The organism is Sorangium sp. So ce381 (genome assembly GCF_051473845.1).
GTDB lineage: Bacteria > Myxococcota_A > Polyangia > Polyangiales > Polyangiaceae > Sorangium > Sorangium atrum.
Genome location: NZ_CP150336.1, coordinates 1,077,264 through 1,102,580, shown reverse-complemented (window position 1 = coordinate 1,102,580; position 25,317 = coordinate 1,077,264). Strand labels below are relative to the sequence as shown.

Annotated in this window: 19 protein-coding genes and 1 pseudogene; 10 read left to right on the top strand and 10 right to left on the bottom strand. The window is 69.1% G+C overall.

The window, feature by feature from the left end; all coding sequences use genetic code 11:
• Positions 1-16: 16 nt before the first annotated feature.
• Entirely contained in the window at positions 17-904 is an 888-nt protein-coding gene (locus WMF29_RS04115; RefSeq protein ID WP_437327582.1) for a transglutaminase-like domain-containing protein, read from the bottom strand.
• Positions 905-1,422: 518 nt separating this feature from the next.
• Here WMF29_RS04115 and WMF29_RS04110 point away from each other — a divergent pair.
• Together WMF29_RS04110 and WMF29_RS04105 are read left to right on the top strand one after the other, a co-directional pair.
• Positions 1,423-2,418: an STAS domain-containing protein gene (locus tag WMF29_RS04110; protein ID WP_437327581.1), complete on the top strand. Its 996-nt coding sequence runs from the start codon at positions 1,423-1,425 to the stop codon at positions 2,416-2,418.
• 446 nt (positions 2,419-2,864) lie between these two features.
• Positions 2,865-4,196: a trypsin-like serine protease gene (locus tag WMF29_RS04105; RefSeq protein WP_437327580.1), complete on the top strand. Its 1,332-nt coding sequence runs from the start codon at positions 2,865-2,867 to the stop codon at positions 4,194-4,196.
• A 186-nt stretch (positions 4,197-4,382) separates the two neighbouring features.
• Here WMF29_RS04105 and WMF29_RS04100 read toward each other — a convergent pair whose 3' ends face one another.
• Positions 4,383-6,632 (bottom strand): prolyl oligopeptidase family serine peptidase, encoded by a 2,250-nt coding sequence (locus tag WMF29_RS04100; protein ID WP_437327579.1) that lies wholly within the window; start codon positions 6,630-6,632, stop codon positions 4,383-4,385.
• Positions 6,633-7,014: 382 nt separating this feature from the next.
• On the opposite strand from WMF29_RS04100, the gene WMF29_RS04095 reads away from it, so the two are divergent.
• Positions 7,015-7,281, top strand: coding sequence for a hypothetical protein (locus WMF29_RS04095; protein WP_437327578.1), 267 nt, complete (start codon positions 7,015-7,017; stop codon positions 7,279-7,281).
• Positions 7,282-7,358: 77 nt separating this feature from the next.
• On the opposite strand, the gene WMF29_RS04090 is transcribed toward WMF29_RS04095, so the two are convergent.
• Positions 7,359-10,286 carry a hypothetical protein gene (locus WMF29_RS04090; protein ID WP_437327577.1) on the bottom strand — a complete coding sequence of 976 codons (2,928 nt, stop codon included), beginning with the start codon at positions 10,284-10,286 and terminating at the stop codon, positions 7,359-7,361.
• A 992-nt stretch (positions 10,287-11,278) separates the two neighbouring features.
• On the opposite strand from WMF29_RS04090, the gene WMF29_RS04085 reads away from it, so the two are divergent.
• On the top strand, positions 11,279-12,796 hold the full coding sequence (locus tag WMF29_RS04085; protein WP_437327576.1) for a M20/M25/M40 family metallo-hydrolase: 1,518 nt from the start codon (positions 11,279-11,281) through the stop codon (positions 12,794-12,796).
• Positions 12,797-12,819: 23 nt separating this feature from the next.
• Here WMF29_RS04085 and WMF29_RS04080 read toward each other — a convergent pair whose 3' ends face one another.
• Positions 12,820-13,452 (bottom strand): HD domain-containing protein, encoded by a 633-nt coding sequence (locus tag WMF29_RS04080; protein ID WP_437327575.1) that lies wholly within the window; start codon positions 13,450-13,452, stop codon positions 12,820-12,822.
• Positions 13,453-13,792: 340 nt separating this feature from the next.
• Between WMF29_RS04080 and WMF29_RS04075 the strand changes: the two genes are divergently transcribed.
• Both WMF29_RS04075 and WMF29_RS04070 read left to right on the top strand, forming a co-directional pair.
• Entirely contained in the window at positions 13,793-14,236 is a 444-nt protein-coding gene (locus tag WMF29_RS04075; protein ID WP_012233393.1) for a helix-turn-helix transcriptional regulator, read from the top strand.
• A 53-nt stretch (positions 14,237-14,289) separates the two neighbouring features.
• Positions 14,290-14,676: a VOC family protein gene (locus WMF29_RS04070; protein WP_437327574.1), complete on the top strand. Its 387-nt coding sequence runs from the start codon at positions 14,290-14,292 to the stop codon at positions 14,674-14,676.
• A gap of 76 nt (positions 14,677-14,752) precedes the next feature.
• Here the strand turns inward: WMF29_RS04070 and WMF29_RS04065 are convergent, their stop codons facing one another.
• The 3 genes from WMF29_RS04065 to WMF29_RS04055 form a co-directional block, all read right to left on the bottom strand.
• The gene (locus tag WMF29_RS04065; protein WP_437327573.1) at positions 14,753-15,883 is read right to left on the bottom strand and encodes a hypothetical protein; all 1,131 of its coding nucleotides are present in this window, start codon (positions 15,881-15,883) and stop codon (positions 14,753-14,755) included.
• Between the two features lie 80 nt (positions 15,884-15,963).
• Positions 15,964-16,803: a hypothetical protein gene (locus WMF29_RS04060; protein ID WP_437327572.1), complete on the bottom strand. Its 840-nt coding sequence runs from the start codon at positions 16,801-16,803 to the stop codon at positions 15,964-15,966.
• On the bottom strand, positions 16,800-17,732 hold the full coding sequence (locus tag WMF29_RS04055; RefSeq protein ID WP_437327571.1) for an ABC transporter ATP-binding protein: 933 nt from the start codon (positions 17,730-17,732) through the stop codon (positions 16,800-16,802). Before WMF29_RS04055 ends, WMF29_RS04060 begins: the two co-directional genes overlap by 4 nt.
• 654 nt (positions 17,733-18,386) lie before the next feature.
• On the opposite strand from WMF29_RS04055, the gene WMF29_RS04050 reads away from it, so the two are divergent.
• The gene (locus WMF29_RS04050) at positions 18,387-18,980 is read left to right on the top strand and encodes a hypothetical protein (RefSeq protein WP_044963911.1); all 594 of its coding nucleotides are present in this window, start codon (positions 18,387-18,389) and stop codon (positions 18,978-18,980) included.
• 52 nt (positions 18,981-19,032) lie between these two features.
• Here WMF29_RS04050 and WMF29_RS04045 read toward each other — a convergent pair whose 3' ends face one another.
• Both WMF29_RS04045 and WMF29_RS04040 read right to left on the bottom strand, forming a co-directional pair.
• Positions 19,033-20,391, bottom strand: coding sequence for an FAD-binding oxidoreductase (locus tag WMF29_RS04045; RefSeq protein ID WP_437327570.1), 1,359 nt, complete (start codon positions 20,389-20,391; stop codon positions 19,033-19,035).
• Entirely contained in the window at positions 20,388-21,095 is a 708-nt protein-coding gene (locus WMF29_RS04040; RefSeq protein ID WP_437327569.1) for a FadR/GntR family transcriptional regulator, read from the bottom strand. Before WMF29_RS04040 ends, WMF29_RS04045 begins: the two co-directional genes overlap by 4 nt.
• Positions 21,096-21,708: 613 nt before the next feature.
• Here WMF29_RS04040 and WMF29_RS04035 point away from each other — a divergent pair.
• Both WMF29_RS04035 and WMF29_RS04030 read left to right on the top strand, forming a co-directional pair.
• Positions 21,709-22,482, top strand: coding sequence for an acyl-CoA desaturase (locus WMF29_RS04035; protein ID WP_437327568.1), 774 nt, complete (start codon positions 21,709-21,711; stop codon positions 22,480-22,482).
• A pseudogene (locus WMF29_RS04030) lies at positions 22,404-22,568 on the top strand (hypothetical protein); the annotation flags it as partial. The gene WMF29_RS04035 and the pseudogene WMF29_RS04030, both read left to right, overlap by 79 nt.
• Positions 22,569-22,801: 233 nt before the next feature.
• Here WMF29_RS04030 and WMF29_RS04025 read toward each other — a convergent pair.
• Positions 22,802-23,731, bottom strand: a complete 930-nt coding sequence (locus tag WMF29_RS04025) for an alpha/beta fold hydrolase (RefSeq protein WP_437327567.1) — start codon at positions 23,729-23,731, stop codon at positions 22,802-22,804.
• 366 nt (positions 23,732-24,097) lie between these two features.
• On the opposite strand from WMF29_RS04025, the gene WMF29_RS04020 reads away from it, so the two are divergent.
• Positions 24,098-25,303 (top strand): hypothetical protein, encoded by a 1,206-nt coding sequence (locus WMF29_RS04020; RefSeq protein ID WP_437327566.1) that lies wholly within the window; start codon positions 24,098-24,100, stop codon positions 25,301-25,303.
• The last annotated feature ends 14 nt before the right edge of the window (positions 25,304-25,317 follow it).

Sequence of the window (25,317 nt, the reverse complement as noted above, 5' to 3'; positions counted from 1 at the left end):
GCGGGTGACCGCCGCTCTAGAGCGTGTCCTGACGGTTGAGGACGGCATTGAAGACGACCGCCGGCACCCGCAGGCGCTCGTCGCCCTCGTAGAGCTGGCGCAGCTCGGCGAAGCGCGCGTCGGGCGAGCGGGTGATCGCCGCGAGCCGGTCGAACAGCGCGAGCTGGTCGTCCCGCAGCGGCTCGTCGGGTCCGATTCCGATCATCGCACCCCAGTCGTCCCACGGCAGCATCTCCATGTTGTTGAGCGCTGCGAAATCGCGCAGGACGTTGCCGCTGATGAACCAGAGGCCGCGCATGTCGAACATCGCGAACTTCGACGGATCGGCCTCCCCGGCGCGGCACTGCGCCCAGGCGTCGCCCGCGATCACGAAGCGGTGGCGCGGCACGTCGAGCACATCGAAGTCGGGCTTCAGCGCCGCCCGTTGAACGTCGTCGATCTGCGCGTCGACGAGGACCCAGCGCGCCTCGGCGGCGTTCCAGTGCTCGCAGACCCAGTGGTCCACGAGGTCGACGGCGTGGAAATAGCCGCCGAAGCCGCAGCGGGCGCGGGCAGGGATCCCCTTGGCGCGCAGCAGGGCGACCAGGAGCACCGTGAAGTCACGGCAGGTGCCGACGAGGCGCGTGTCGAGCGGCCGGGCGGCGGAGAGCGGCCGATCGTCGTGGGCGAGGAGGCGATCCAGCATCCGGTCCGTCGGGCGGAGGTGGGACTCGCCGCGGCGCTCGTCCGAGAGCTCCACGCCATAGGCCTGCGCCCAGTGCAGGTGCAGCAAGAGGCCCTGTACGACGCGCACGAGCGAGGCCACGTCGCCCGGCAGCTCGTCGAACCTGGGCGCGTGCGCGCCGCCGGACGTCATCGCCGCAGGGCGCCTGTAGAAGTCGAGGATCTCTCGGGGGGTCGTCATCGTTCGTTCTCCACGAGGTGAACCGTCCGGGGAGACGGTGTCGTCTGCCCGGAGATCTCTAGATGAAGACGGGAGGAATATCGACCTCTCCGAGCTGAAGAACGTCCGGTGGGCCGTATTCCGTGTCCACGATCGCCTTCATGTGCCTCCTCGAAGCTGGCAAAGACCGATGGCGCCCTCGCCAGCCGTCCCCTCGCCGGAGAAGGGCTGATCAGCAGGCCAGGCGCCGCGGGGCGCACGCTCACGTACCTGTCGGTCCTCCTTCATCTTCCGACGACAGCACGGTTCCGCCGCGACCGGTCCGATCTTCACCGCGCTCGCGGTGAGCCCCTGGACGAGGCGGCGATCGAGCAACAGGAACCCGCCCTCGCCGCCGCCGGCTGCGCAGCGCTCGCCCGCTCGCCCGATGCGGCGCTGGACAGCGCGGTGCCGCTCGGGGAACACTCGGGCATATGGGATACGAGGGGGACGACGGTAACGCTCAGCTGGCTCGCCGCCTGGAGGCGATGGAACAGGAAATGGAATCGCTGCGGGCGGACGCGCGCAGATGGCGCGCGCTGATGGCGGCGCGCTGCTTCAGCGTGTCGATCCACCATCCCGTCGGCAGGACCCACGCCGTCAATCCCGGCTGGGAAGCGCTCTGGCGGGCCCCAGCCGAGGCTTTCTTGCAAATGAACTACAACATGCTGGAGGACCCGCAGCTCGTCGAGAACGGCATCATGCCGCACGTCGAGCGGTTCTTTCGCGGCGAGGAGGTCGCGATCCCGCCGATCAGCTACGACACGGACCTCGTCGATGACCTCACGGGCAAGGCGGGCGGAGCGGTGTGGGTCTGCTCCTTCGGCGTGCCGGTGCCCGACGCACGGGACGGCTTCGAGGGCGTGCTGTTCCAGTTCGCCGTCCCGGAGGCGGCCGATATCCAGCACAAATACGAGGCCCTGATCGAGGAGCAGCGGGCGCTCCAGGCGTCGCTGGAGGCGCGTAACCGGGAGCTCGAAGAGACGGTGCGGGTGATCGCGGCGCAGCGGGACGCGATCCAGGCGATGAGCGTCCCGGTGATCCGCGTCGCGGACGGCGTGCTCTGCCTCCCCATCGTGGGCATGATCGACGACGCGCGGGCCAGCGCGCTCCTCGAGCGCCTGCTCGAGGCGATCGCCGCGCAGCAGGCGGCGCAGGTGCTGCTCGACATCACCGGCGTGCCGGCGCTCGACGCCCGGGCCGCCGCGCAGCTCGTCGGGGCGGCGTCCGCAGCGCGGCTCCTCGGCGCGTCCTGCACCCTGGTGGGCGTCTCGCCCGCGCTGGCGCAGACGCTTGTCGAGCTCGGCGTCGACCTCGGCGGCCTCGACACCGCGGCGACGCTGGCCGAGGGGCTGACCCGGGCCCTCGCCGCGCGCCGCGGGGCGGCGCAGCGGAGCGCGGCGGTCGCGGCGCGCGCGCCCGAGCGAGGCGAACGGGGAGCGGCGCATCGGCCGGCGGCGCTGCCCCCTGGAGAGGCTCCCTCCCGCAGGCGGTGAGCGCTCGTCCGGCCACCGCGCCGTCAACCAGATGGAGAACGGCGGGTAGGTGAGGTTCAGGCCGCGCCGCGTCCCGTGCAGCGCAAGGCCGGCGCGCGAGCAGCAGACTTAATCGATTCAGAATTCGCCGCCGTGAGCGGGCGGCGCGCCCCGCCCGACCCGGGATCGCGGCCATGGAGGCGCCGGGGCGCCGTGGCCCGCGGGGGCGCGGGCGGCGCTCCTTCGGCTGGCCTCCGGCCCCTGGCTCCTGCGACGCGGTCGTGGCGATCTGGCGACGGCATGCACGCCTTGCATGAGGTCCATGATGCATTCGAGTTGGAAGCGCGCCAACCGTCGCCATAAACACTCTCCGTCGCACCGATACGACGCGGGGGCGCGGGGCGTCGAGACACTCGGGGCGACAGGAGAAGCAACCAGTGCGCGCACCTGTATATGCTTTGCTCTCATTGTGCTTGGTCGCCTGCAGCGTGGAGGGCTACGACGAGACCTCCGAGGAGATCGGCGCGGCGGACGACGCGCTGATCGGCGGGCAGCCGGCGCTCGAATCGCAGTATCCGTCGACGGTCCTCGGCCCGGGCTGCACCGCGGCGAAGGTCGGACCGCGTCACTTCCTCACCGCGGCTCACTGCGTGGATGACGAATACGCTGCCACCGTGGCTGCGGGCTACGGGCCGGGCGGCTCCTACTCGGTCAGCGCCGACAACACGCCCCCGATCTCGCCGTACGTCAACCTGACGATCCAGCAGACATACATCCACCCGAAGTGGCTCGAGGTCTGCGCCGCCGCGCTGGCGGGGGGTGCGACCGATTGCGGGGTCAACGTCCTCAACCCGGGGAACGCGCCCGACCTCGCGGTGGTCGTCGTCAACGAGCTTTCGCCGACGATCCCGGCGGCCGTGGTGGACGGAGCGCCGGTCGCGGTGGGCGATCCCGTCGTGGCGACCGGCTATGGCTGCGAGGACCCCAGCGGCGGGGGCGGCGGCCTGTTCAAGCTCCAGAACCTCAACGCGGCGCCTGCCTCGATCCTGGATCACCCTGGCTCGTACGTCTCCGGCCCCACGATCAACGACGTCGCGGCGGCGTACGTGCTCACGCCGGGTTATGCCAGCAGCACCAGCTATGCCAGCCTGTGCCCCGGCGACTCGGGCGGCCCGCTCTATCGCCAGAGCGCGACCGACCTCGTGGTCGTCGGCGTCAACGCCTATTACACGTTCCCGTCCGGCTGGAGCGGCCCGGCCCCCTCGCAGACCAACTGGCACACGCGGCTCGACACCGCGGCGCGCTACCCGGTGACGACGTGGCTCCAGGGCCTCGGCGTGAGCGTGATCAACGGCGGCACCGCGCCGACCTGCACCGACGGCGTCAAGAACGGCACCGAGACGGACGTCGACTGCGGCGGCACGTGCACGGCCGACTGCGCGAACGGCAAGGCGTGCGTCACCGGCGCGGACTGCACAAGCCTGAGCTGCGTGGCCGGCGTCTGCCAGCCCAGCACCGGGACGGCGCCGTGCAGCAGCCTGTGCACGGGGCCCACCGTGTACTCGAGCGCGAGCTACAGCTCGGGCAACCTCGGCACCGGCGCGCGCTGCTTCGAGACCACGGCGAGCCTGAGCGGCGCCAACTGCGGCAACTTCGCGGGCGGCCGCACCTTCGCGGTCAACGGCACGGCCGTGACGTGCAACGGCGGCAACGTCACCCTGCCCGCGAAGCGGAACGGTGGATACTGCTTCCAGGCCTCCGCCGGCAATGAGGCGTGGGCTTACTTCACCACCTGGTAGACTGAAGAATTCCCTCGAATTCTCCGAGAAAATCAAACAGGGAGGCGGGGAGAAGGGGAGCCAAATTCCACAGCTCTCCCTGTCTCCCCGCCTCCCTGTTCATTTTCCCGCCCAAATGCCAACAGCGTGAGGGGATCTGTCAGCCTGGTGGACCGAGCGCGCAGCACCCGGACCGCGGCCGTTCCATCACCGCGGCGCCGCGTCCCCCTTGGCGGGCGGGGCGCCGAGGCCGAGCTCCTTGAAGAGGAACGCGAACACGTCGGCTTGCTGCTCGATCTCTTCCGAGAGCGGCGTCCCGGCCCCGTGGCCCGTCGAGCCGCTCGCCCGGAGCAGGATGGGCGCCGAGCCCGACGAGGCCGCCTGCAGCCGCGCCGCCATCTTCCGCGAATGCCATGGATCCACCCGCGGGTCGTTCGCGCCGGTCAGGAACAGGATCGCCGGATACGCGGTGCCCGCCTCGACGTGGTGATACGGCGAGTAGGCGTGGAGCGCCTTGAACTGCTCGGGATCCTTCACCGTGCCGAACTCGGTCACATTGAACGCCCCGTTCGGCGTGAGCTCCACCCGGAGCATGTCGTAGATCCCGACGTGCGACACCACCGCCTTGACCCTCTCCGGGTGCTGCGTGAGCTGCGCTCCCATCAGCAGACCGCCGTTCGAGCCGCCGAGGATGGCGAGGCGCTGTGGGCTCGTGATCCGCTCGTCGACGAGGTGCTGCGCGCACGCCGCGAAGTCGTCGAAGACGTTCTGCTTCCTCGTGAGGTTGCCGCCGCGGTGCCACGCCTCCCCGAACTCGCCGCCGCCGCGCAGGTTGGCGATCGCGACCACGCCCCCCTGGTCGAACCACAGCCGCCAGAGCGGGTTGAACCCGGGAGCCATGCTCGTCCCGTAGCCGCCGTATCCCGTGAGGAGCGCCGGCGCGGTCCCGTCGAGGGGTGTGCCCTTCCGGCGCAGGATGTTGATGGGAACCTTGGTCCCATCCTTCGATGCGCACGCCTCCCGGGCGACGTCCACGTCGGCATAGGAGACAGGGGCCGTCATCGCGAGCGGCGTCTTCGTCACCTTGCCGTCCCTGGCCGAGTACGCGAACCAGGCCGCCGGCTCGGTGTAGCTCACGCCGCGAAAGAGCATGTCGTCGCCTTGCGTACGCACGAGCTGCCGCACCGAGGAGACCTGCGGGATCGGCACCGCCCCGAGCGCCTTGCCCTTCAGATCGAAGACGCGGACCTGCGACGGGCCGCCGAGCAGATCGCGGACGTAGAGCCGCGCTGTCGTGGGCAAGAAGTCCTGGATCACCGCCTCGCTCTCGGGCACGACGAGCTCCGCCCTGGCGAGGTCCAGCTTGCCCGGCGAGAGGCGCAGCACCTTGCCGCGCGGCGCGTCCTTGCGCGACAGGAGGTAGAGCCGGTCGTCGGCGCCGAACACGACCCGGATGACCTTGTCGGGCAGGTCGGCAAAGCGCGTCCACTTGCCCGAAGCGTCGAGGAGATAGTGCCAGTACTCGCCTCCATCCCCGTTCTGCACGCTGGCGAGCACGAGCTTGCCGCTCTCGCTCGTCGTGAGCTCCACCTCGGCGATGCGGGGGAATTCCTTGCCGAGCGCGTACTTGTCGTCCTTGTCCGGCGTACCGAGCTTGTGGAAGTAGATCTGCTGAAAGAAGCCCATGTCCTCTCGCGGGCGCTCCCCGGGCCGAGGGTGCCTGGTGTAGTAGAACCCCTTCCCGTCGCCGGTCCACGCCAGGCTGCCGCCCGCGGTGCCGCTGTTCGCGTAAGGGACGGTGTCGCCCGTCTCCTTGCCTGTCGCCACGTCGTAGACGCGCACGGTGCCGCTCTCGGTGCCGCCTTCGGACAGGGAGACAGCCACCTTCTTGCCGTCGCGCGAAGGGACGAACCAGTCGATGGTCGTGTGCCCTTTCGGGTCGATGACCTCTGGATCGACGAGGGTCCGCGCGGAGGCGGGGTCGTTCACGGAGCTCAGGACGACGAGGAAAGGCTGCTGCTTCGGCGGCTGGTTCTTGAGCGCGAAGATCTGCCCGCCGGCCTCGTCGAGCGCGTAGTGGTTCGCGGAGGTCGCCGACAGGATCTCCTGCACGCGCGCCCGGATGGCGCCGCGCGCCGGCACGGCGTCGAGGTAGGCGCGCGAGAGCTGGTTCTGCTCGGCGACCCAGCGCTCCACCTCGGGGGAGCTCGCGTCCTCCAGCCACTGGTAGTCGTCGACGACCCGGGTGCCATGGTACTCGCTCGCCACGGGCCGCTTCGCGGCCGCCGGATAACGAAGCCGCCCCGGCCCTGGGGGCGCTTCCGGCGCGGCGTGCAGCGAGGTCGCGGCGGCCGGGGACGCGGCCGGCTTGTCCAGCGGCCTCGACGCGGGGGCGCTGCACGCCGCGAGCAGCGGCAGCGCCAGGGTGACGGCGGGGGTCGTGCGCAGGCGGTTCATGTCGCCGACGCTAGCCGGCGACGGGGCGGTCACGGAAGAGGGCGAACGCCGTCGCAATCCTGCAACCGTGCAAGCCGGATCCTCGCAGAACCGAAACCCGCCGGATCGGCGCCCGAGACATAAGTAGGGGATTTTCCGAAGGGGGCACCTGGTACGGAGAATGCTTAGTCCTGGACCAGCTCCGCCGGCGGCCTCCGCCTAATCCCCCGAGGCGCCCGGCGGCGCTGCTATTTTGTCCTCTCGATTTCGGGCAGCCGGTCTGGTCACGGCTCCGCGATCGTTGAGGCCGCGAGGCGCCGACGTCCCTGGGTCGATGGCAGAGGTCGCCCAGGCGCCCGGGCAGCGCGCGAGGCGCGGCGCCCTTCGTGCTACCGTGCGCCGCATGTCAACTTACGGGAACGAAGGGGCGGCTGCGAACGGCGAGGTCCGCGAGGTCGACGAGAGCGTCCTGAAAGATCTCGAGTCGAGGTACGCCGACGTGGCCTGCCCGGTGCACGGCGAGCCGCCGAGCTTCGAGCTCGCGCCCGACGGCTCCGTGGTCGAGCGCTTCTGCTGTCCAGCGCTCCTCTCGATCGTCCGCGAGCTCCAGGTCGCCGCGGGCGAGCGCCCTCCGCCTCCAGGAGACGGGGACGAAGAGGTCAGAGGCTAGCACCTCGTCGTCCAACGAGATTGCCGCGCGGAGCTCGTCGCACATTTAACGCCGGGTTTAGCGCGCAGAGGGTTCGCTCACCATTCTTGGTTCAGCTCGAACGGTGCGGCGTATTTTGAAACACTGCATGTATATCCGTCGGGGCTACGACCATCGAGGACCCGCGCGCGCGCCGCCGGATCGAGGACACGGCGCCACGCACTCAAATGAAGGTGCGCACAATCTGTCCCGGTGTCGCCCACCACCACCGGAAGCTCGCCGGACGCAGCCACGGTCTGGCCGACCATCCCCGTGGCATCGAACGGGGCCAGATGAGCGTAGCCCACAAAAAATCCGGGTATTCTGGAGCTCTCGATGATGAGCTGATACCCCCTCCCAGGATCGTTCGCACTCTTGCCCGCGAATCGAATGATCCCACTGATCGCAGAGCGCAAGCGCATAGGCCCCATCGTGATCTCCGTGTCGCAGCCGCCGAGCGTCGTGTTCCAGTCGTCCGCGGTCGCATCGGAGCACCCATGATAGGGGCTCCCCTCGACGCGCCTCCACGATTTTGATTCGAACGGCCAGGCAAGGATGCTCATGCCATCCTCCCGGATCGCCTCGCGGTCCGACGCCTGCACGGCGGCCGCCGGCTTGGCCTGCGCGGTGAACGTCACGCGATCGATGTTCACGTTGATGTGGTGGGCGCCGCCGGCCGCCTGGCATGCCGCCGGAGTCGGCTGATAGCCAAGAGGGTCATGGTCAGACACATGCACCTTGTACGACTGGCCCGACGTGAAATGGAACGTCCCCAAAAGCGACGTGCGCGACGTCAGCGTGGACGCCCACTGGTCGATGACCACCTCCGACGACTTGAAGTCGTCTTCCACGCCGTAGCGCACCGCGCGCGACTGGTCACAGAAGGCGAAGTATTCGGCGTACACGGGCTGCTCGCCGCTCGACGGGGCCGAGATGGTGAACGTCGCCGTGCAGTCAGGAACGCTGACGCTATAGGTCCAGAACCAGCTGCCCTGAGGCCCGGCGTAGCACCCCACGAGCTCGGTGCCGCATGATTGCTTTGTAATCGACGCGTCGGACGTGCACGCGAACGACACCGACGGGAGCTCGTCGTCGACGGTCGTCTGCATCGGCTCGGTGTCGAGGTTATATTTCATGCTCGCCAGCGCTCGCAGCCCTGCTTCAGCGGTGCTCGCCGCATCTCTCCAGAAGGTGATCGTCGCGTCCCGTTGGCCGCCGACAAAAGGATCCACGGCCAGGTAAACGAGCCAGTTGGTGAAGCCGAGTTCTTCTCCTTCGACGAACGACGACGCCGCGCGCGCGAGCTCCGCGAAGGCAATATACTTGAGCTCGGCCAGCTCCACGCCGTCGACCTTCACGTCTGCCCGCTCGAGGCCGTAGGCGTAGAGCGTCGACAGCGCGCATATGGTGCTCGATCGCCGGTGCGCATCCCCATTCCCGAGGGCCAGATCGAGGGCGAGCCCTGCAGCTGCTGCCAGCTTGGTGCCCGCCGCCTGCGTGATGAGCTTCGCTTTCACGAGAGAATCGACGATCACGGCGGGCAGGCCGATCGTCAATCCAGCCTCCAGGAGCGTGTCGACGGTCACGACCCCGTGCTCAGCCGCCTTCGCCACCGCGACCACGAACTCGTTCATCTGCGCGTCGTGACGAGCCTCAACGCGGTCTGCCGCCACTTCGAATCCGGCCATTACGGACGGATCGGCGCTCAGCCCTATCGAATCGAGGTAGGATTTCATCACCTCGATGCGCGTCAGGTCGGCGGCCTGCGAGAGGATCCAGAGCAGCTCCACCTGAGCGGCGCCCTCGTCGAGTTGCGCGCCGACGGCGACGAGTTGAAACGCTGCGGATAGCTTGCTGAACCGCGCCTGAACGTTCGCGAAGGTCGTATGCTTGAAGGAGGCCGGCTGGTCGGCGTACCAGCCCCACAGCCCCCGCAGTCCCCGATTGACGTGCTTGCTGAGCAGAGCCTGCGAATAGAGGAGATCGGCGTTGGACGCGAGCTCGTTGCGCGCGGACGCGAGGATCTGAGCCGCGATGGCGTAATGCGCCCCGCCGTCGCCCACCGTCGGCCGGAGCAGGACCTGCTCGAACACGTCCGTGAAGACGCCGTGCCGGAAGATCGGGTCGCTATAGGCGGTGCCGAAGATATTGTTGACCGGAGGGCCGTCCCACACGCCGAAATCGAAGTTGATGGGGCACACGTGAATTGCGCTTCGAACGGTGCCGATCTGGACGAGATCGAGCTCCGGCAGCTCGGGAAGGGCGACCGCATGAGACGAAAAGTGGTCCACGAGGAACGCGGCGTGGGCCCCATCCGACGTTACCATGGCGCTGGCGTACTCCCCCGAGGACATGAGGGAGCGCACCCACGCTCCCTGCGCCGGGTCATAATAAAGGGCTGTCAGGGGTCGCCCCGGCGTCAAGCGCCGCGTGAGCGGGACGAGGACGAGGGCAGGGGCATCGAAGACCGTGCCCTCCGGCAGGAGCTCCACGCCACCGACGAGGACCAGACCGTCGGGGAGAGGGCGGGCGGCCACAGCGTCGCTTAACTTCGCGATCGTGATGGCCGTCGGTGCCGAGAGCGCGTCACGGGGAATAGAAATGAGCCCTGGACCGCCGCTCGAGGATACAACGCCTCCGGTGGGACCGACCGTGCCTGTCACCGGGTCGCCGCCCGTCTCGAGATCGGCCGGGTCGACCAGGTCGACTATCTCGACGTCGACGAACGTTCCAGGCTTCGACGCGACTCGAACCTCCAGGCGGTGCTCTCCGTCGTACAATCCACGGACGAGCACGTTGAAGGCCGCGGGCCTGCCGTTGAAGGCGTCGGGCGAAGCGACACGCAGCGACGTATCCAAGGTGATCCATGCCGCGGCCGACGCGTGGCCCTTCTCCCCGCCGGTCGAGACACGAAGGCAAATATCACCCGCTGCCGCAAACATAACCGCGCCGACATCTGGCGCCTTCTTCGAGCGATCGACCCGCACGTGAGCTAGGGCTGGCCCGTCGCATGGCCCTTGAAAGGATACATCCGGAATGGCAGCTGGTTGGGGAGCGTCGTCGAGCGGCGCTTTGCCGTCCAAGCAGCCGGCTGTGATCGCAACGAGAAGGCAGCAGATCACGCGAATGAGCGTGAACGATGAGTGACTCATAATTTCCCCCGCGCTCTGCGCTTATGGCCGGAAGATTGTATCGGCTCGAGATGGAAGCAAAAAAAAATCAAAGCGACCCAGAAATGTCAAGGGCAGTTCAGATCGCTCACATGAGGCGACAGAGGGCTCCCTATGCGCCCGCTCTCCTCCTGAAAAGCGACACTATGTCAACAACATACTCACCCGGGCTGCGGCGCCTGAACCAGCATTTCTATGTCACTGTCCTGAGCCGACGGCCATGACATGACGATGGACGACACGGCGCCCTCCCAAGAGCCACTGTGTGTGTGTTGGCGCTCCATGTAGAGGATTGCTGTAGGCCGCTTTTCGCTCCAGCAGGACGACGGCTCGCTCACGCGCCCGATGGCCATCGCCCATCCGGCGCCCTGCCTCTCCGCCGGAGGCTGCGTCTGCCCATCGCCCAGCGGACGCGGCCGCAGGGGCGCGCAGCAGGATGCATCAAAGACGGCGCGGCGCAGCCACCAAGCCCTGCCGAGGGCCCCCTCGACGCGCCCGAACACCCCGGCGCGCTCGGGTCGGCGATGAGCCGAGCATCACGCCCGTGGCAGAGGCCCGTTCGCCGGCGCGATGGCCATCAGCCGACCCGAGCGAGAGAGCATCAATTCCGCTGGATTCTCCGCTCCCTAGGCGAAGCCATCGACGATGCTCTGCGCGCCTGCCCTCGCCTGCCGTACCGCCTCGGCCTTGCACCCAGGCGTGAACCCCCTCCTCTTTCTCCGTTTGATCGATGCCTCCCGGTGACGTCGGGGTGTCCACGAAGGCAGGGGGAGGACCGCTCCCGGCCGGCGCGCATTAAGCTGCGCGCCATGCTGGACATCGATCGCCGCACCTTCATCGCCGGCGCCGCGGCCTCCGGACTGCTCGCCTCGTTTCCCCGCCTCGCCAGGGGCGCGAGCGGCAAGACCGCCGACCTCTCGCCGGTATATGACAAGATCACCGAGCAGCGGAGGCAGTCGATCGAGCGCATCCAGCGCTGGATCCAGCAGCCGTCGATCTCGGCGCAGAACGTCGGCATCACCGAGTGCTGCGATCTGACGATGGATCTCCTGCGCGACGCCGGCTTCGGAACGGTCAAGAAGATGAAGACCGACGGACACCCGGGCATCTTCGCGACGCTCGACGCCGGCGCGAAGCAGACCATGGGCTTCTACTTCATGTACGACGTACAGCCGGTGGAGGAGAAGGAGTGGTCCTCACCGCCCTTCGCCGCCAAGCTGGTCGACAAGGCGGGCGTCGGCAAGGTCATCGTGGGGCGCGGCGCGGTCAACCAGAAGGGGCCGCAGGGGGCGTTCCTGGCCGCGCTGCACGCAGTGCGCGCCGCCGGCTCGAAGCTGCCGGTCAACCTGGTGGTGGTCGCCGAGGGGGAAGAGGAGCTCGGCTCGCCGCATTTCTCGCAGGTGGTGTGGAACGATGAAGTGATGAGGGCGCTCGAGAAATGCCAGGGCGTGATGATGCCGGCGGCGGACCAATCACTGTCGGGCACGGTCAACGTCGTCCTGGGCGCGAAGGGCATCGTCTACGTCGAGCTGGAGGCGAGCGGCAAGGCGTGGGGGCGCGGCCCGCGCGACGGGGAGATCCACTCCAGCATGAAGGTGGTCGTCGACAGCCCGGCCTGGCGGCTGGTGCAGGCGCTCGGCACGCTTGTCTCGGCGGACGGCAACGAGCCGATGATCGACGGGCTTACCGACGCCGTGCGCCCGGTCTCGAGCCAGCAGAAGAAGCTGCTCGACGACCTGGCGGCGCGCTGGGACGAGGCCGACTGGAAGAGGGTCTTCGGGGTGGACAGGTGGGTGAACGACCTCGACGAGCGCGCCATGCTCGAGCGCTACGTCTCGCGCCCGTCGGTGAACATCGACGGCCTCTACGCGGGCTACATCGGCGAGGGCTCCAAGACCATCCTGCCGCACCGCGCCTTCGCCAAGATGGATATCCGGCTGGTGCCCGACATGACCGCCAAGGACGTGCTCGCCAAGCTGCGCAAGCACCTCGACAGGCGGGGCTACAAGGACATCGTTATCAAGAACATCGGCAGCTACGACCCGACGGACACCGCGCTCGAGGCGCGGCCCATCCAGACCGAGCTCGCCGTTTACAAGGCCGCGGGCCTCGACCCGGTGATCTGGCCGCGCCTCGCCGGCTCCTGGCCCGGCTACCTCTTCACTGGAAAGCCGCTCGAGCTCCCCGCCGGCCACGTCGGCCTCGGCCACGGCTCTGGAGCCCACGCCAAGGACGAATACTTCGTGATCGAGCCCGCCGCCGGCAAGAAGTACTTCGGCCTCGACGGCGCGACCCGCTCCTTCGTCGATTTTCTGTTCGCGCTCTGAAGCTCTTCGAGCTCCTGATAGCGCTACTCGTCGAACGCCGCGCCCGCGATGACGTCGCAGAAGTGGATGGGTCGAAACCGGTCGAGCCTGCGCTCGCCGACGTCGGCCACGACGGGCGAGGTGGCCGCCGCCTCGCTTCGGCGGAGCAGCCCGCAGAGCGCGGAGGTCATCGCCTCCTTGAAGCCGAGCCTCGGATAGCGCCCGAGCGCCTCCTCGACGAGCCGATCGGGCAGGAGCGCCCGGGGCGCGTAGCCGACGTCGATGGCCGCGCCCATCTGGCAGAGGGCGATCTCGGGGCGCTTGCGCTGGGGTGTCACCATGGTGGTGTGCAGGGCGATCGCGTCCCAGACGACCTCCTGCTCGCGCGCGCCGACCCCGCGCGCGGCCAGGAAAGCCCTGGCCGCGTCGGCCCCCTCGACCTCGAAGCGCGTCTCGACGGGGGCCGAGTCGGTGAGGCCCAGATCGTGGAACACACACGCCAGATAGAGCAGCTCGCGGTCGTACGACAGCCCCCGGAGCCGCCCCAGCGCGTCGCCGAAGACGTACGTGCGCGCCACATGGTTGAAGAGGAACGGGGCGCTGACGGCCCTGGCGTGCTCGGTCGCCTCCGCGCAAAGGGTGCTGTCCGGAATCTCGGGAAGCTCGATCGCATTCATTGGCTCCTCCCGGGTTTGCTTGGGGCTGGCTCGGGACGTCACGAAGCGCCGTCACGGCGGCGCAGCGCCCGAGCCCGCGGGCGGCCCGCGGCCGCGCCGCCGGCGCCCCGCCAGTGGGTACCAGACGGCGCGTCTGTCCCAAAAGACAATGAACCTGCGATTTCGGCCACGGCGGTACACTCGCTCTGTGGCGCGCGCGGCCCGGTCGGCCTGGTTCCTCGCCTTTCCCGACCCCGAACTGCTCGTCTGAGCGGCCCGTCGCGCGGAGCGGCCCCTGGTGCGGCCCCCCGGTGAGGTCGCTTGAGCCAGCCGCCGCCACGCTCTATCCTGGTCGCCGGCGATGCTGCTCGGACATGACGCGCTCAGAAACCTCTGCCGGGCGCGGGACCTGCTCTCCGAGGTGCGCGAGTCGAGGCTGTCGATCGAGGACGTGGCGCGGGAGGTGGCGATCTCACCCTACCACTTCATCCGGCAGTTCGAGGCGGTGTTCGGCGTGACCCCGCACCAGTACCGCATCCGGCGGCGCCTTGATCTGGCCAAGCAGCTCCTGGCGGCAGGACATCACTCGGTGACCGACGTGTGCATGGAGGTCGGGTTCTCCAGCCTCGGCAGCTTCAGCGCGCTGTTCGCGCAGCGGATCGGCGTGCCGCCGTCGGCGTACCGGCGCCGCGTGCGCGCGATGGTGCAGGTGCCGGGGAGGCTCCCGTGGGAGCTCGTCCCCGGCTGTCTCACCCTGATGGGCCGGCTGCCGCCGGGCGCGTTTCGCAGTTTTCGAGAAGCGTGAGCCGGGCGGCCCTGGCAGAGTCGGCCCGAACCGTCAGCTCAGCGAGGCGATCGATGAGGATCAAGCTCAACAGCATCATGGTCGAGGACCAGACACGCGCGCTCAAGTTCTACACGGAGGTGCTCGGCTTCAAGAAGAAGAGCGATTTCCCGGTCGGGGAGTACCGGTGGATCACCGTTGTCTCGCCGGAGGGCCCCGACGACCTGGAGCTCGTCCTGGAGCCGAACGCCAACCCGGCGGCGAAGACATTTCAACAAGCGATGTTCGCGCAGAACATCCCGCTCACCGCGTTCGAGGTGTCGGACCTCAAGGCCGAGTTCGCTCGCCTCAAGGAGCGCCAGGTCGCGTTCACCCAGGAGCCCACGCCGATGGGCCCGGTCATGATCGCGGTGTTCTCGGACACCTGCGGAAACCTGATCCAGCTGTATCAGCCGCTCTGATACCGCATCGCCACGGCCATCCCCGCCTTGATAGGGTGTCGCTGAGGGATGTGCGGCTCGCGAGGCGTTGCGCGCGTCACCGCGGCGGCGCTGGCTCGGCCTCGCCGTCGCGGTCCGGATCGCGCCGGTCTCGACGACACGGGCCGAGGTTCTTCAGCAGCTCGACGGGCAGCGCCACGTCGACCGAGAAGCGCTGCTCCTCCGGCTTGCTCGCCCAGGGAGGGCGCCGCGTCTGCGTCTCCACCTTCGCGTGGTCGAGCAGCTCGGCGAGCTCGTCGTTGTCTTCGCGCTTCGCGTTGAGCCGCCCCATGGAGAGCGCGGCGCCGAACAGCTTCGACAGGTCCTCCATCTCCTGGCCAGCGGGGCCGGCGACCTCGGCGACGACGGCGACATCCTCCGAAGCGTCGACGTGGATCTCCACCCGCTCTACGGTCTCTCGGATCCGCTCGGCGAGATTGTCCTGGTCCGACGGCAGCATCCTCGAGAGATCGTCGGGCGAGAGGACTCCATAAACGTCGCTGTAGGCCTGGTGTTCCTGGAGGATGGATCCCTGCGTGGGATCGGTCGATTCGAGCCGATCGATCGCATCCTCGACGAGGCCGGCTTCGGCGCGCGGGTCCACGAGCAGGACGTCAGGCCCCCACGTCGCGACGACCCTGCCCGTATCCTTCTCCTCGTAGAGGATGCCTTTCTCCCCGTACGTCCGCGTGGTCCATCGCTCGCGCTCGAACTTTGCGCCCTCGAACGACCCCTGGAGCACCATGAGCCCCGTGCTCGACGTGGCGACGCGCTCCACGTCTTCCAGCACATCGATCCCGTATCGGTCCTTCAAGCGCGCGACGCCGGCGCGCTCGTCGCCGCGCGACAGCATGCAATCGAGCCAGATCTGCATGATCGGCGACTCTTTGAGCGCCTCGATCTCGAACACCATGGCCGAGCGCTTCGGATCGGCGGGCAGGGCGGCGAGCACCGGGTCGCGCTTCCATTGCGGCGCTTCGACGCCGGGCGGCGGTGCAGACAGCGGCGGCAGCGTGCGGCGACGGCTGGCGCGCTCCACCTCTGCCGGCTTCGGGTAGCGCGGAAACTCGATCTTCCGGGGCCGGACCGTGGGCTTCTCCTTGTCCCCGCGCGACATCAGCCACGCGGCGAGCGCGAGCAGGACCATCGCCGCCGCGAGCCACACGCCCCGCTTCTTCATCGGCCTCATCGCGTCGTCACCCCCGCCCAGGCGCCGCGGAGCTGCCGATTCCGATCGCTCACCGCCTCGTCGAGCATCGCCGCTTCACCTTAGAAATCCTTCTCTTCGAACACATGGATGCCCACCGCGAGGGCGGCCAGGCCGAAGATGAGCAGCCCTGCCACCTGGCTGGCGAGCACATCCCCCTTGATCGCCGTCGCCACCGCGATATCCGCCGACGCGTCGGCGAGCGCCGACACCCGCGGCAGCGCGAGCGTCGCCGCGCGGAAGGCCCCGCGGGCCAGGCCGGGCTCGAAGAACGAGTCGAGCTGCTCGCGGTACCCCGCGATGATGCCGAGGAAGAACAGCGCGATCCCCACCGCCGCGGACAGCGCGGCGCTCCGCACCATCACCGCGGTCGTGAGCATCGCCCCGTAGATGCCGGCGAACGTCGCGCTCGCGAGGAACGCGGCCACGATCGGGCTCGCCAGCCACACGCCCGCCCTCAGCCCGAAGATGACCGTGATCCCGACGGCGCCGTACAGCGTGCTGACGAGCGAGAGCGCGAGCACGCCGAGGAACGTGCCGAGGAGGAGCTCGAACCGCCGCACGGGCAGCGACAGCAGGTGCTCGATGCGCCCCGGCGCCAGCAGGCTCGGGCCGAAATCGGCGCAGGAGACGATCCCGAACGCGAGCCCCCCGTAAAACAGCACATACGACAGCGCGCGGCCCACGTAGCGGAGCGCGACGTCGACCGAGCGGATCTCGCCGCGGCCGACCTCCTTGCCGAAGAGCCGCGTCGCCGCGAGCGCGCCGTCCACCACCTCGAGCTGCAGCGCGCTCCCGATCACCACGAGCGCGAGCGTGACGCCGATCCCGAGGGCGAGGAACCACCTCCGCGACGAGGCCTCGCGCAGGAGGTCGCCGGCGACGCTCAGCGCCGCCCTCACGCCGCACCTCCGCGAGCGCCGCCCGCGCCCAGCGCCTCCGCCAGCACGTCCTCCAGGTCGCGCAGGTCCCGCGACAGCTCGACGAGCAGGGCGCCGGCGCGCCGCGCCTGATCGAGCGCCTCGTTGAGCGCCGCGGGGCTCTCGGCCTCCAGGCGCCACCCGCCCTCCCCGTCGACCTGACGGAACCCGAGCGCGGCGACCCTCGCCGCGTCGACGCCGTCCGCGAACCGCACGCGGTACGCCGTCTCGCTGCCGCACAGCTCGACGAGCGCGCCCTCGCGCACGAGCCGCCCGCCCGCGAGGATGCCGATGCGGTCGCAGATGCGCTCGGTCTCCGACAGGAGGTGCGAGTTCAGGAACAAGGTCGCCCCCCGCGCGCGCTCTTCGCCCAGGATCCTGCGGATCTCGGCGCGGCCGAGCGGATCGACGCCGTCGGTCGGCTCGTCGAGCACGAGGAGCTCCGGCTGCCCGAGCAAGGCCGCGGCGAGCCCGAGGCGCTGCCGCATCCCCTTCGAGAACCCGCCGATCTTGCGGTCCGAGTCGGCCCCGAGCCCTACCCTCTCGGCCAGCGCGCGCAGCGCGCCCTCGCCCGGCGAGAGGCCCTTCATGCGGGCCACGCTCGCGAGGAACTGCCGCGGCGTGAACGCGCTGGGCAAGAAGAGCCGCTCCGGCAGGTACCCGATCCTGGCGCGCACGCCCGGGTCCTCCGGCTCGCCGCCGAGCACGCGCACGGCGCCGCTCGTCGGGCGCACCACGCCGAGCAGCGTCTTGATGAACGTCGTCTTGCCCGCGCCGTTGAGGCCGATGAGCCCGAACGCGGCGCCGCGCTGGATGGCGAGGTCGAGGCCTGCGAGCGCCGTCTGCCCGCCGCTCCGACGGAAGAAGCCGCGGTAGACCTTCCTCACGGAGGACGCTTCGATGGCGAGCACGGCGGCGTAGTCTGGCCGGCCGACCGCCGCACGCAAGCGGAATGCCGGAGGCGAGGGAGAGCGGAGCAGGAATCCTTCCGTCGCGACGGCGCGACCAGGCGCGCGCTGAGTCGACCTCGAAACACAGGCTCAGCGCAGAGCCAAACACATCGTGAGGGGGCGGGAAGTCCAGGCGCTCCGGGGGCGTTCCGGCCCCATCCTCCGCCCGCGGGCAGCGTCAAGCGCCAAGGAGCACGTGGTTATGACAGACCATGTCCGACCGGGTCCACACCTCGATCACGCCCCCTCCTCTCCAGTTCTCCACAGGGGTTCTCCACAGGAGATCCCCTGGACAACAGCTGGATTCTGTCGATTACCTCTGCCGCGCGCGCCACCTCTCGTCATGGCCACTCGCTCGGCCGGGAGGAGCCCCGCGGCGCCGGATGAAGCGCGCCCGACCGCCAACGCAAATACACGTAATCACGATACTTTTTCGACCCGCGGCGCATCCGTCCGCCATCGACAGGTTGGGACAATGTCCGTCCGACCGATCCCTTTCCCGACGGGTCGAAGATGACTATCCATGGTAGACACCAAGGACGCGGCGCGACGGCGTGTCTCTCGTACGACGCGTGTCGATGGCGCGCCCGAATGCTTCGTTTTGCAGGAGACTTCATGGAAAAGATCTCGCTCACGTACTTTGTCGACTTCGTTCTCAAGGCCGGGACGCCCAAGCTGACCGGCGTCAGGGAGTTCAAGGAACGGAAGGACGAGCTCTACACGGACTTTTACAGGCAGGTGCGAGAGGCGATCGTTGACATGCACAGGAGCGGAAAGCCCACCAGCGTGCTCGACGGCTTCCTCGCCGCGCAGCACGACGAGCGGCGCCGCCGCATCTACCCGTCGGTCGTGAATGGATATCGCAAGTTCCTCGCCTCGGCGAAGATGACGTGGTTCGAGCCGCCGGCGTCGACGTACCGCCTGGGTGATCTCGAGATCAACGTCAATCCGGAGCTCGGGCTCGTCATCGATGGGACGCCCCATGTCATCAAGATGTATTTCCGCGGCGAGCCGCTGTCGTCCAAGCGCGTCTCGGTCGTGCTGAACCTGCTGATGAACGGGCTCGCGGAGAGCACGCCAGGCGGCGCCTTCGCGGTGCTCGACGTGCGGAACGCCAAGATTCACACCTTCAAGGTGCCGAACCCGCGGCTCAGCCTGCTGCTCCGCGGCGAGGCGGCCTCCTTCGCGACGATCTACACCGGGCTCTGATCGCGGCGGCGCCGCGCGAGGCGGCGCCGCGCAGCGCGGACATCACGCCACGTCAGCTGTCGATCACCTTTCCGGGGTTGAGGATGCCGCCCGGGTCGAAGGCGTGTTTGATGCGGCGGTGCAGCGCCAGCGACGCCGCGCCGAGCTGGCGGGTGAGGAGGCCGCGCTTGAGCGTGCCGACGCCGTGCTCGCCGGTGATCGTGCCGCCTAGGTCGAGCGCCTGCGCCATCACCTCGTTGAAGGCCGCGACAGCGCGCGCCTCGGCCGCGGCGTCGTTTCCATCGAACACGACGAGAGGGTGAAGGTTGCCGTCGCCCGCATGCGCCACCGTCGCGATGGTGGTCTGCGTCGCGGCGGCGATCGCCTCGATCCGACGGAACATCTCCGGCAGCTGCGGCAGCGGCACGGCGACGTCGTCGACGAGCACCGTGCCGAGCTTCTCGAGCGCCGTGAGCGCGAGGCGGCGCGCGGTGAGCATCATCTGCCCCTCGCTCTCGTCCTCGGTGGTGGCGATCACCGTCCCGCCGGCGGCCTCGCAGGCCGCCTGCATGCCGGAGAGCTCGGCGGACCCGGGCGCGTCGCTCTGCGCGATCAGCATCGCGGCAGCCTCGGTGTCGAGGCCGAGAGGGCGGAAGCGCTCGACGGCGCGGAGGGTCGCGCTGTCCATGATCTCGAGCATCGACGCATCGACCGACCGGACGATCGCCGCGACCGCCCGGCCCGAGGCCTCGAGCGAGGTGAACGTCGCGACGAGCGTGGTCGCCGGCGGGGGCCGCCGCCGCAAGCGCAGCGTGATCTCGGTGATCAGCGCGAGGGTGCCCTCGGAGCCGACCAGGAGCCGTGTCAGATCGTAGCCGGCGACGTCCTTGCGGCTCCGGCCGCCGGTGCGGAGCACCGTCCCGTCGGCGAGGACCGCCTCGAGGGCGAGCACGTAATCGGACGTGACACCGTATTTCACGCAGCACAGGCCGCCCGCATTGGTGGCCACGTTGCCGCCGAGGCTCGAGACGGCGTAGCTCGACGGGTCCGGCGGATACCACAGCCCCCGTTCGTGCGCGGCGGCCTTGAGCTCGCCGTTGAGCACCCCCGGCTGGACGACTGCGAGCATCGAGGCCTCGTCGATCGCGAGGATCCGGTTCATGCGCTCGAAGCTCAGCACCACGCAGCCGTCGCTGGCGGTCGCGCCGCCGGCCACCCCGGTCCCGGCGCCGCGCGGCACCAGCGCGGTGCGGTGCCGGGTCGCCCACTGCGCCAGCGCCTGCACCTGGGCGGTCGAGGCCGGCCGCGCCACCGCGACGGGCCAGCCGCCGGGCGCCCAGAGGGCCTGATCGCGGCGATAGCCCTCCATGATGTCACGATCCGTCACCAGGCCGTCGCCCAGGATGAGGGCAAGTTCGTCGAGCGGGTTCATGTGCCGTAGAACTCCGAGAGGTGCGCCCTGAGGAGCGTCGCGGCGGACTTCGCGTTACCGCGCTCGATCGCGCCGAGGAGCGCCCGGTGCTCCTCGACGACCCGCGGGCGGATCGCCGCGAACGAGCGCGCCTGCAGCGCCTCTTCGAGGTGGATCCGGATGCTGTCCTTGACCGCGACCATCACGAGGGCGAGCGCCTGGTTGCCAGAGGCCGCGACCAGCGCGACGTGGAATGCGATATCGACGTCGTGGAACTCGGTGGGGGAGATCTGCTCCCGATCCATCTCCTCGAGCGCGGCGCGCGCCTCGTCGAGGTGAGCGGCGACCGGCGCGGCCGCCGAGCGGGTCATCGCGGCGGTCTCGATCGCGACGCGCAGCTCGATGAGGTCCGGGAGCGACACATTCCGGAGCTGGACAACGTGGGTGAGCGCCTCGCAGAAGCGGTCGACCGCCGCGTCAGGGCTCGCGGCCTGCATCGGCGAGGTCCGACCGCGCGACGCGAGCAGCCCCTGCGCCTGGAGGTGGCGGAGCGCCTCGCGGATCGTCGCGCGGCTGACCCCGAACTGCTGAGCGAGCTCGCGCTCGGGCGGGAGGCGCTCGCCTGACGAAAGCGAGCGATTGAGGATTGCGTCGCGGATCTGGTCGGCGACGTCGACGTAGATCGCCGAACGGGACACCGTCCGGAAGCGGGGGGCGCTGGTCATGTTGTCCGTTGGTCAGACCAACATACGGTTGGCGATCCTCGACGTCAAGACAAAATCGGGAATCCATGCCAGGTTGGTGGGGCGGGGGGAGCGTCCTGGTGGCCGTCGAGGTGTCGATTCCTTCGTACACCCGAGTTCTCTCGTCGGCGACCGAGCCGCACGCGCAGGCCGGTTGCGGCAGACCCCTGAGCCCGCTTCGATCGACCCAAGGCCACGAGGAGCACATCGCCCTCGAACGCACCAACGTCTCCAACGGACGCTCGATCAATCTGCCGATAACCCTGACCGCCGCGTGCCAGTATGTCAGCGACGATGGCCAAACCATCGCCCGTCGCCATTCCTACCCGAATCGTCCGGACAGGCGCGGGGACGTGCAGCCCCCGAGCGCAGGCCCCTCGCGGAGCCGCCCCGCGCTGCGCCCTGTGCGGGCAGGATCCAGCACGATACCGCGCGGAAACTCTCTCCGTAGGATGGATGGTCGCAGCTCGTCGTCACGGACGGCACGGGGCGCTGTGAGGACATATGAAACGAGGCCGGCGGATCGTATCCGATGGGCTCGATTATGATCGTGAGCTGGCTTCCCGCCAGGCGCGCTTCGTTGTACAAACCGCGCATGGAGTTAGTTGTTGTCCTCATCGCCCACTCCACGCTCGCGGTCTTCTTCCAGACCTTCTTCCTCCACCGGTACGCGTCGCATCGTATGTTCACGATGTCGAAGCGCTCGGAGCGAGTATTTCACCTTCTCACGTACCTCACGCAGGGCTCCTCGTACCTCGTCCCCTGGGCCTACGCGATCCTGCACCGCACGCACCACGCGTACAGCGACACGCCGAAGGATCCCCACTCGCCGCGGTACTTTGCCGAGCCCGCCTCGATGATGTGGCGGACCAAGAAGCTCTACGATGCCATCTGCGACGGCACCGCCGACGTGGAGCCGCGCTTCCTCGGTGGCTACCCCGAGTGGCGCACGCTCGACCGCATCGGCAACTCGTGGATCAGCCGCATCGCGTGGGGCACGGGTTACACGGTCTTCTACATGGCCTTCGCCTCGCACTGGTGGCAGTTCCTGTTCCTCCCGCTGCACTGGACCATGGGCCCGCTGCACGGGGCGATCGTGAACTGGTGCGGCCACCGCTACGGCTACCGCAACTTCAACAGCGACGACGACTCGCGCAACACGCTCGCCCTCGACTTCGTGACGCTCGGCGAGCTCTTCCAGAACAACCACCACAAGTACTCGATGAGCCCCAACTTCGCGGTGCGGTGGTTCGAGATCGATCCGGCCTATCAGGTCATCCGTGTGTTCGCCTGGATGGGCATCCTCCGGATGCCCGACAAGCGTCAGGTCGCCCGGCTGGAGTCCGACGTCGCGCGGACCGATGGCTAGGCAGCCCGCTCTGGAGGAAGGACAGGAGAGGCCTGGGCCTTGGCCTCTACATCTGCAGGAGCATCGTTGAGGCTCACGGCGGCAGTATCTGGATGGAGAGCAGGCTCGGCGAGGGCAGCACGTTTTATTTCACGATCCCGGACACCACCGGCAGCTCGTCTCCGCCGGCGAACGCCTCTCGCAGCGACCTCGGATCGGTGTAGTCGCCCGCCCTCGTCCGGACGCCTCGCTTCACCCAGCTGCGATACCGCGCGATGAGGGGGCGGCGGCAGGCGACGCGGCTGCGCAGGTGGCGGGAGCTCGACCCACGGGCTCCTGGCTACTGCAGGCCGAGCAAGAACTCCTGTATGCGGGCCGACACCACGCCCCCTGCCTCGAGGAGCATCGCGTGGCCTGTGCGGGGCACGATCATCCACTCGGCACCCTGGATGAGGCGGCGAAGCGCGTCGAGATCGGCCCGCAGGGCCATCACGTCGCGCTCGGGCGCGATCACCAGGACCGGCACCCGCACCTGGGGGAGTACGTCCGACGCGCTTGCCGCCATCAACGACCGCAGAGACTCCCAGTAAGCGCGAAGGTCCATGGTCCCGACGGCGCGGAGGAAATGCTCCAGCTCGTCCTGAGGCGCCTCGGGCCCGAAGACGCCTGCGGCCTGGCCCAGGGGGAAGAGGGCGCTGGACGCCGTGACGCGGCGCACGACCGGCGCCATGCGAGGAACGATGGGGGCCGCCGTCCGCAGCGCCAGACGGAGGGCCGCGCGCGCGCCGGGGATCCGGAAGGCGGCGCTCGACGCGTAGGGGTGATCGGCGCCGCCGGCGATGAGCACCATCGCGCGCACGAGATCAGGACGGCGGCGATAGAGCTCGAGCAGCACCGTGACGCCCATGGAAAAGGCGATGTGCACCGGCGCGCCGGCGAACGTGCTACGTGCACGGACCGCCTCCGTCACCCGGAGAAGGTCGTCTGCGTGGGTGGGAATGGAGTAGTCGCCCGAGCGCGCCGTCTCGCTCTGCCCGTGACCCCGGTAGCTCCAGTGGACCAGGTGGGTCGTCGTTGCGAGCGCGCTGACGAGGTGCTTCCAGAAGTTCTCCGTCGTGCTGAGGCCGTTCGTGAGGACGACGGGCGCTCGATCTCGCAGCTGCACCTCGTCGCCTGGGCGCTGGTGCGTGTGCCACGCGATGCGCGTCCCATCGCTCGCAACGATGTGCCGAAGGATCGACCCCTCCATGATCGGAACGGACGGTAGCATGCGCGACCTCGTCCGGCACCAGGGGGCCAAGAGCTTCCCTGGCGCGGAAGAGCGATCGGCAATCAGGTGCATTGCCCTCTTCCGACAGGCTGGTTGAGCACGTCAGCCCGCGGAGGCCACCACCCTGCCGTCCTTGCTGTGGAGGCACTGCACCATACCCCTCCTCCTCACCTCCCCGCTCAGCGGCCATCGCGGCAGGCCGTCGCCATCGCGCGACGGACGGCGCGCACGTATCCCACACGTCCCCACCACGAGATTGATGAGCCGCGGCGCCCCGGAGGACGCACTGCTGTCCAGGAAGTCGAGAGGATGCCACGACCGAGCCGGCGCTGACCGGCGAGGCACAGGATGGCAACGGAGGAACCGATGATCCGTATGGCTCGTATCGCGCTGGTGGCTCTCACGCTCGCGCACCTGCCCGCCTGCGGCGAGGCCACGGCGACGGCCAACGCGGAGATGGCCCTGAGCGAGGAGCTCGGCGCCGCGGCGCTGGTCGAGGAGCACGACGAGGGGAATGTCGCCTGGCGCATCGACGGCGACGGCCAGGTGAAAGCGGCGATCACCGCCAGCTCCGGTGTGCGCATCAAGGAGGACGTGGGCGGCACGCTCGTCTGGAAGCTGCCGTCCGGGGAGCCGCGGACGATCCCGCTCGCGATCGACGCGAGGACGGGCCTCCTGGTCGCGGCGGGGCCGAAGCTCGAGGCGGACCTGACGGAGATCAGTTATACGCTCACCGTCTCGGGCAAACCGTGGAGCGGCGTGCTGCACGTGCCCGCGGGCGGCACGGCCGAGCTCGTGGCGAGCGCCAGGGTGAGCGCGGAGAGCAAGGTGTCCGAGGTCACGGTGGGCCCCCACGGCGGCTCCGTCCAGGTGGTCGGCGACGACCGGCTCGAGATGGTCGCGAACGAGGCCACGGGAGAGGTGCGCGTCTATGTGCTCGATGCTCACCTCAAGCCGGTCGCCATCGAGGGGCGAACGCTCAAGCTGGGTCTCGTGGCCGAGCGACCCGAGGTGCTGGTCCTCGCGCCGGCTTCTGCTGGATTCTACTTCGTGGGCAAGCTCGGGGCGGTGGTGAACCCGTTCCGACTGACGGTCGCGCTCGGATTCCGCGGCACGACGCGCGTGGCGCTCTGGGGCTACCGGCCGGGCGTGCGCGTGATCGCGACGGCCGCGCGGGCGCCGCGGGTCAACATCCTCGTGAAGACCTTCGTCGATGGGCCTGGCGTCGACGTGCACGCCGGCGCGCATGCCGACGTGGATGTGAAGGTGCACGACCATGATCGCGGCGGTGACAAGGTCAAGATCATGGTCCACGACAAGGACCATGGCGGCGGCGACAAGGTCAAAGTCATGATCCACGACAAGGACCATGGCGGCGCCGGCACCAAGGTCATGATCCATGACAACGATCATGGCGGCGCCGGCACCAAGGTCATGATCCACGACAAGGACCATGGCGGCGGCACCAAGGTCATGATCCACGACAAGGACCATGGCGGCGGCGGCAAGGCGAACGCGCATGGGAGCAGCGGCGGCGCGGCAAAGGCAGGCGGCGGCAAGGGCAAGCGCTGAGCTGCGCCGAGCCC

Coding starts and splice junctions, on each gene's coding strand:
- WMF29_RS04115 (WP_437327582.1), bottom strand. CDS start 904: ATGACGACCCCCCGAGAGATCCTCGACTTCTACAGGCGCCCTGCGGCG.
- WMF29_RS04110 (WP_437327581.1), top strand. CDS start 1,423: ATGGAATCGCTGCGGGCGGACGCGCGCAGATGGCGCGCGCTGATGGCG.
- WMF29_RS04100 (WP_437327579.1), bottom strand. CDS start 6,632: ATGAACCGCCTGCGCACGACCCCCGCCGTCACCCTGGCGCTGCCGCTG.
- WMF29_RS04095 (WP_437327578.1), top strand. CDS start 7,015: ATGTCAACTTACGGGAACGAAGGGGCGGCTGCGAACGGCGAGGTCCGC.
- WMF29_RS04085 (WP_437327576.1), top strand. CDS start 11,279: ATGCTGGACATCGATCGCCGCACCTTCATCGCCGGCGCCGCGGCCTCC.
- WMF29_RS04080 (WP_437327575.1), bottom strand. CDS start 13,452: ATGAATGCGATCGAGCTTCCCGAGATTCCGGACAGCACCCTTTGCGCG.
- WMF29_RS04075 (WP_012233393.1), top strand. CDS start 13,793: ATGCTGCTCGGACATGACGCGCTCAGAAACCTCTGCCGGGCGCGGGAC.
- WMF29_RS04070 (WP_437327574.1), top strand. CDS start 14,290: ATGAGGATCAAGCTCAACAGCATCATGGTCGAGGACCAGACACGCGCG.
- WMF29_RS04065 (WP_437327573.1), bottom strand. CDS start 15,883: ATGAGGCCGATGAAGAAGCGGGGCGTGTGGCTCGCGGCGGCGATGGTC.
- WMF29_RS04050 (WP_044963911.1), top strand. CDS start 18,387: ATGGAAAAGATCTCGCTCACGTACTTTGTCGACTTCGTTCTCAAGGCC.
- WMF29_RS04045 (WP_437327570.1), bottom strand. CDS start 20,391: ATGAACCCGCTCGACGAACTTGCCCTCATCCTGGGCGACGGCCTGGTG.
- WMF29_RS04040 (WP_437327569.1), bottom strand. CDS start 21,095: ATGACCAGCGCCCCCCGCTTCCGGACGGTGTCCCGTTCGGCGATCTAC.
- WMF29_RS04035 (WP_437327568.1), top strand. CDS start 21,709: ATGGAGTTAGTTGTTGTCCTCATCGCCCACTCCACGCTCGCGGTCTTC.
- WMF29_RS04025 (WP_437327567.1), bottom strand. CDS start 23,731: ATGCTACCGTCCGTTCCGATCATGGAGGGGTCGATCCTTCGGCACATC.
- WMF29_RS04020 (WP_437327566.1), top strand. CDS start 24,098: ATGATCCGTATGGCTCGTATCGCGCTGGTGGCTCTCACGCTCGCGCAC.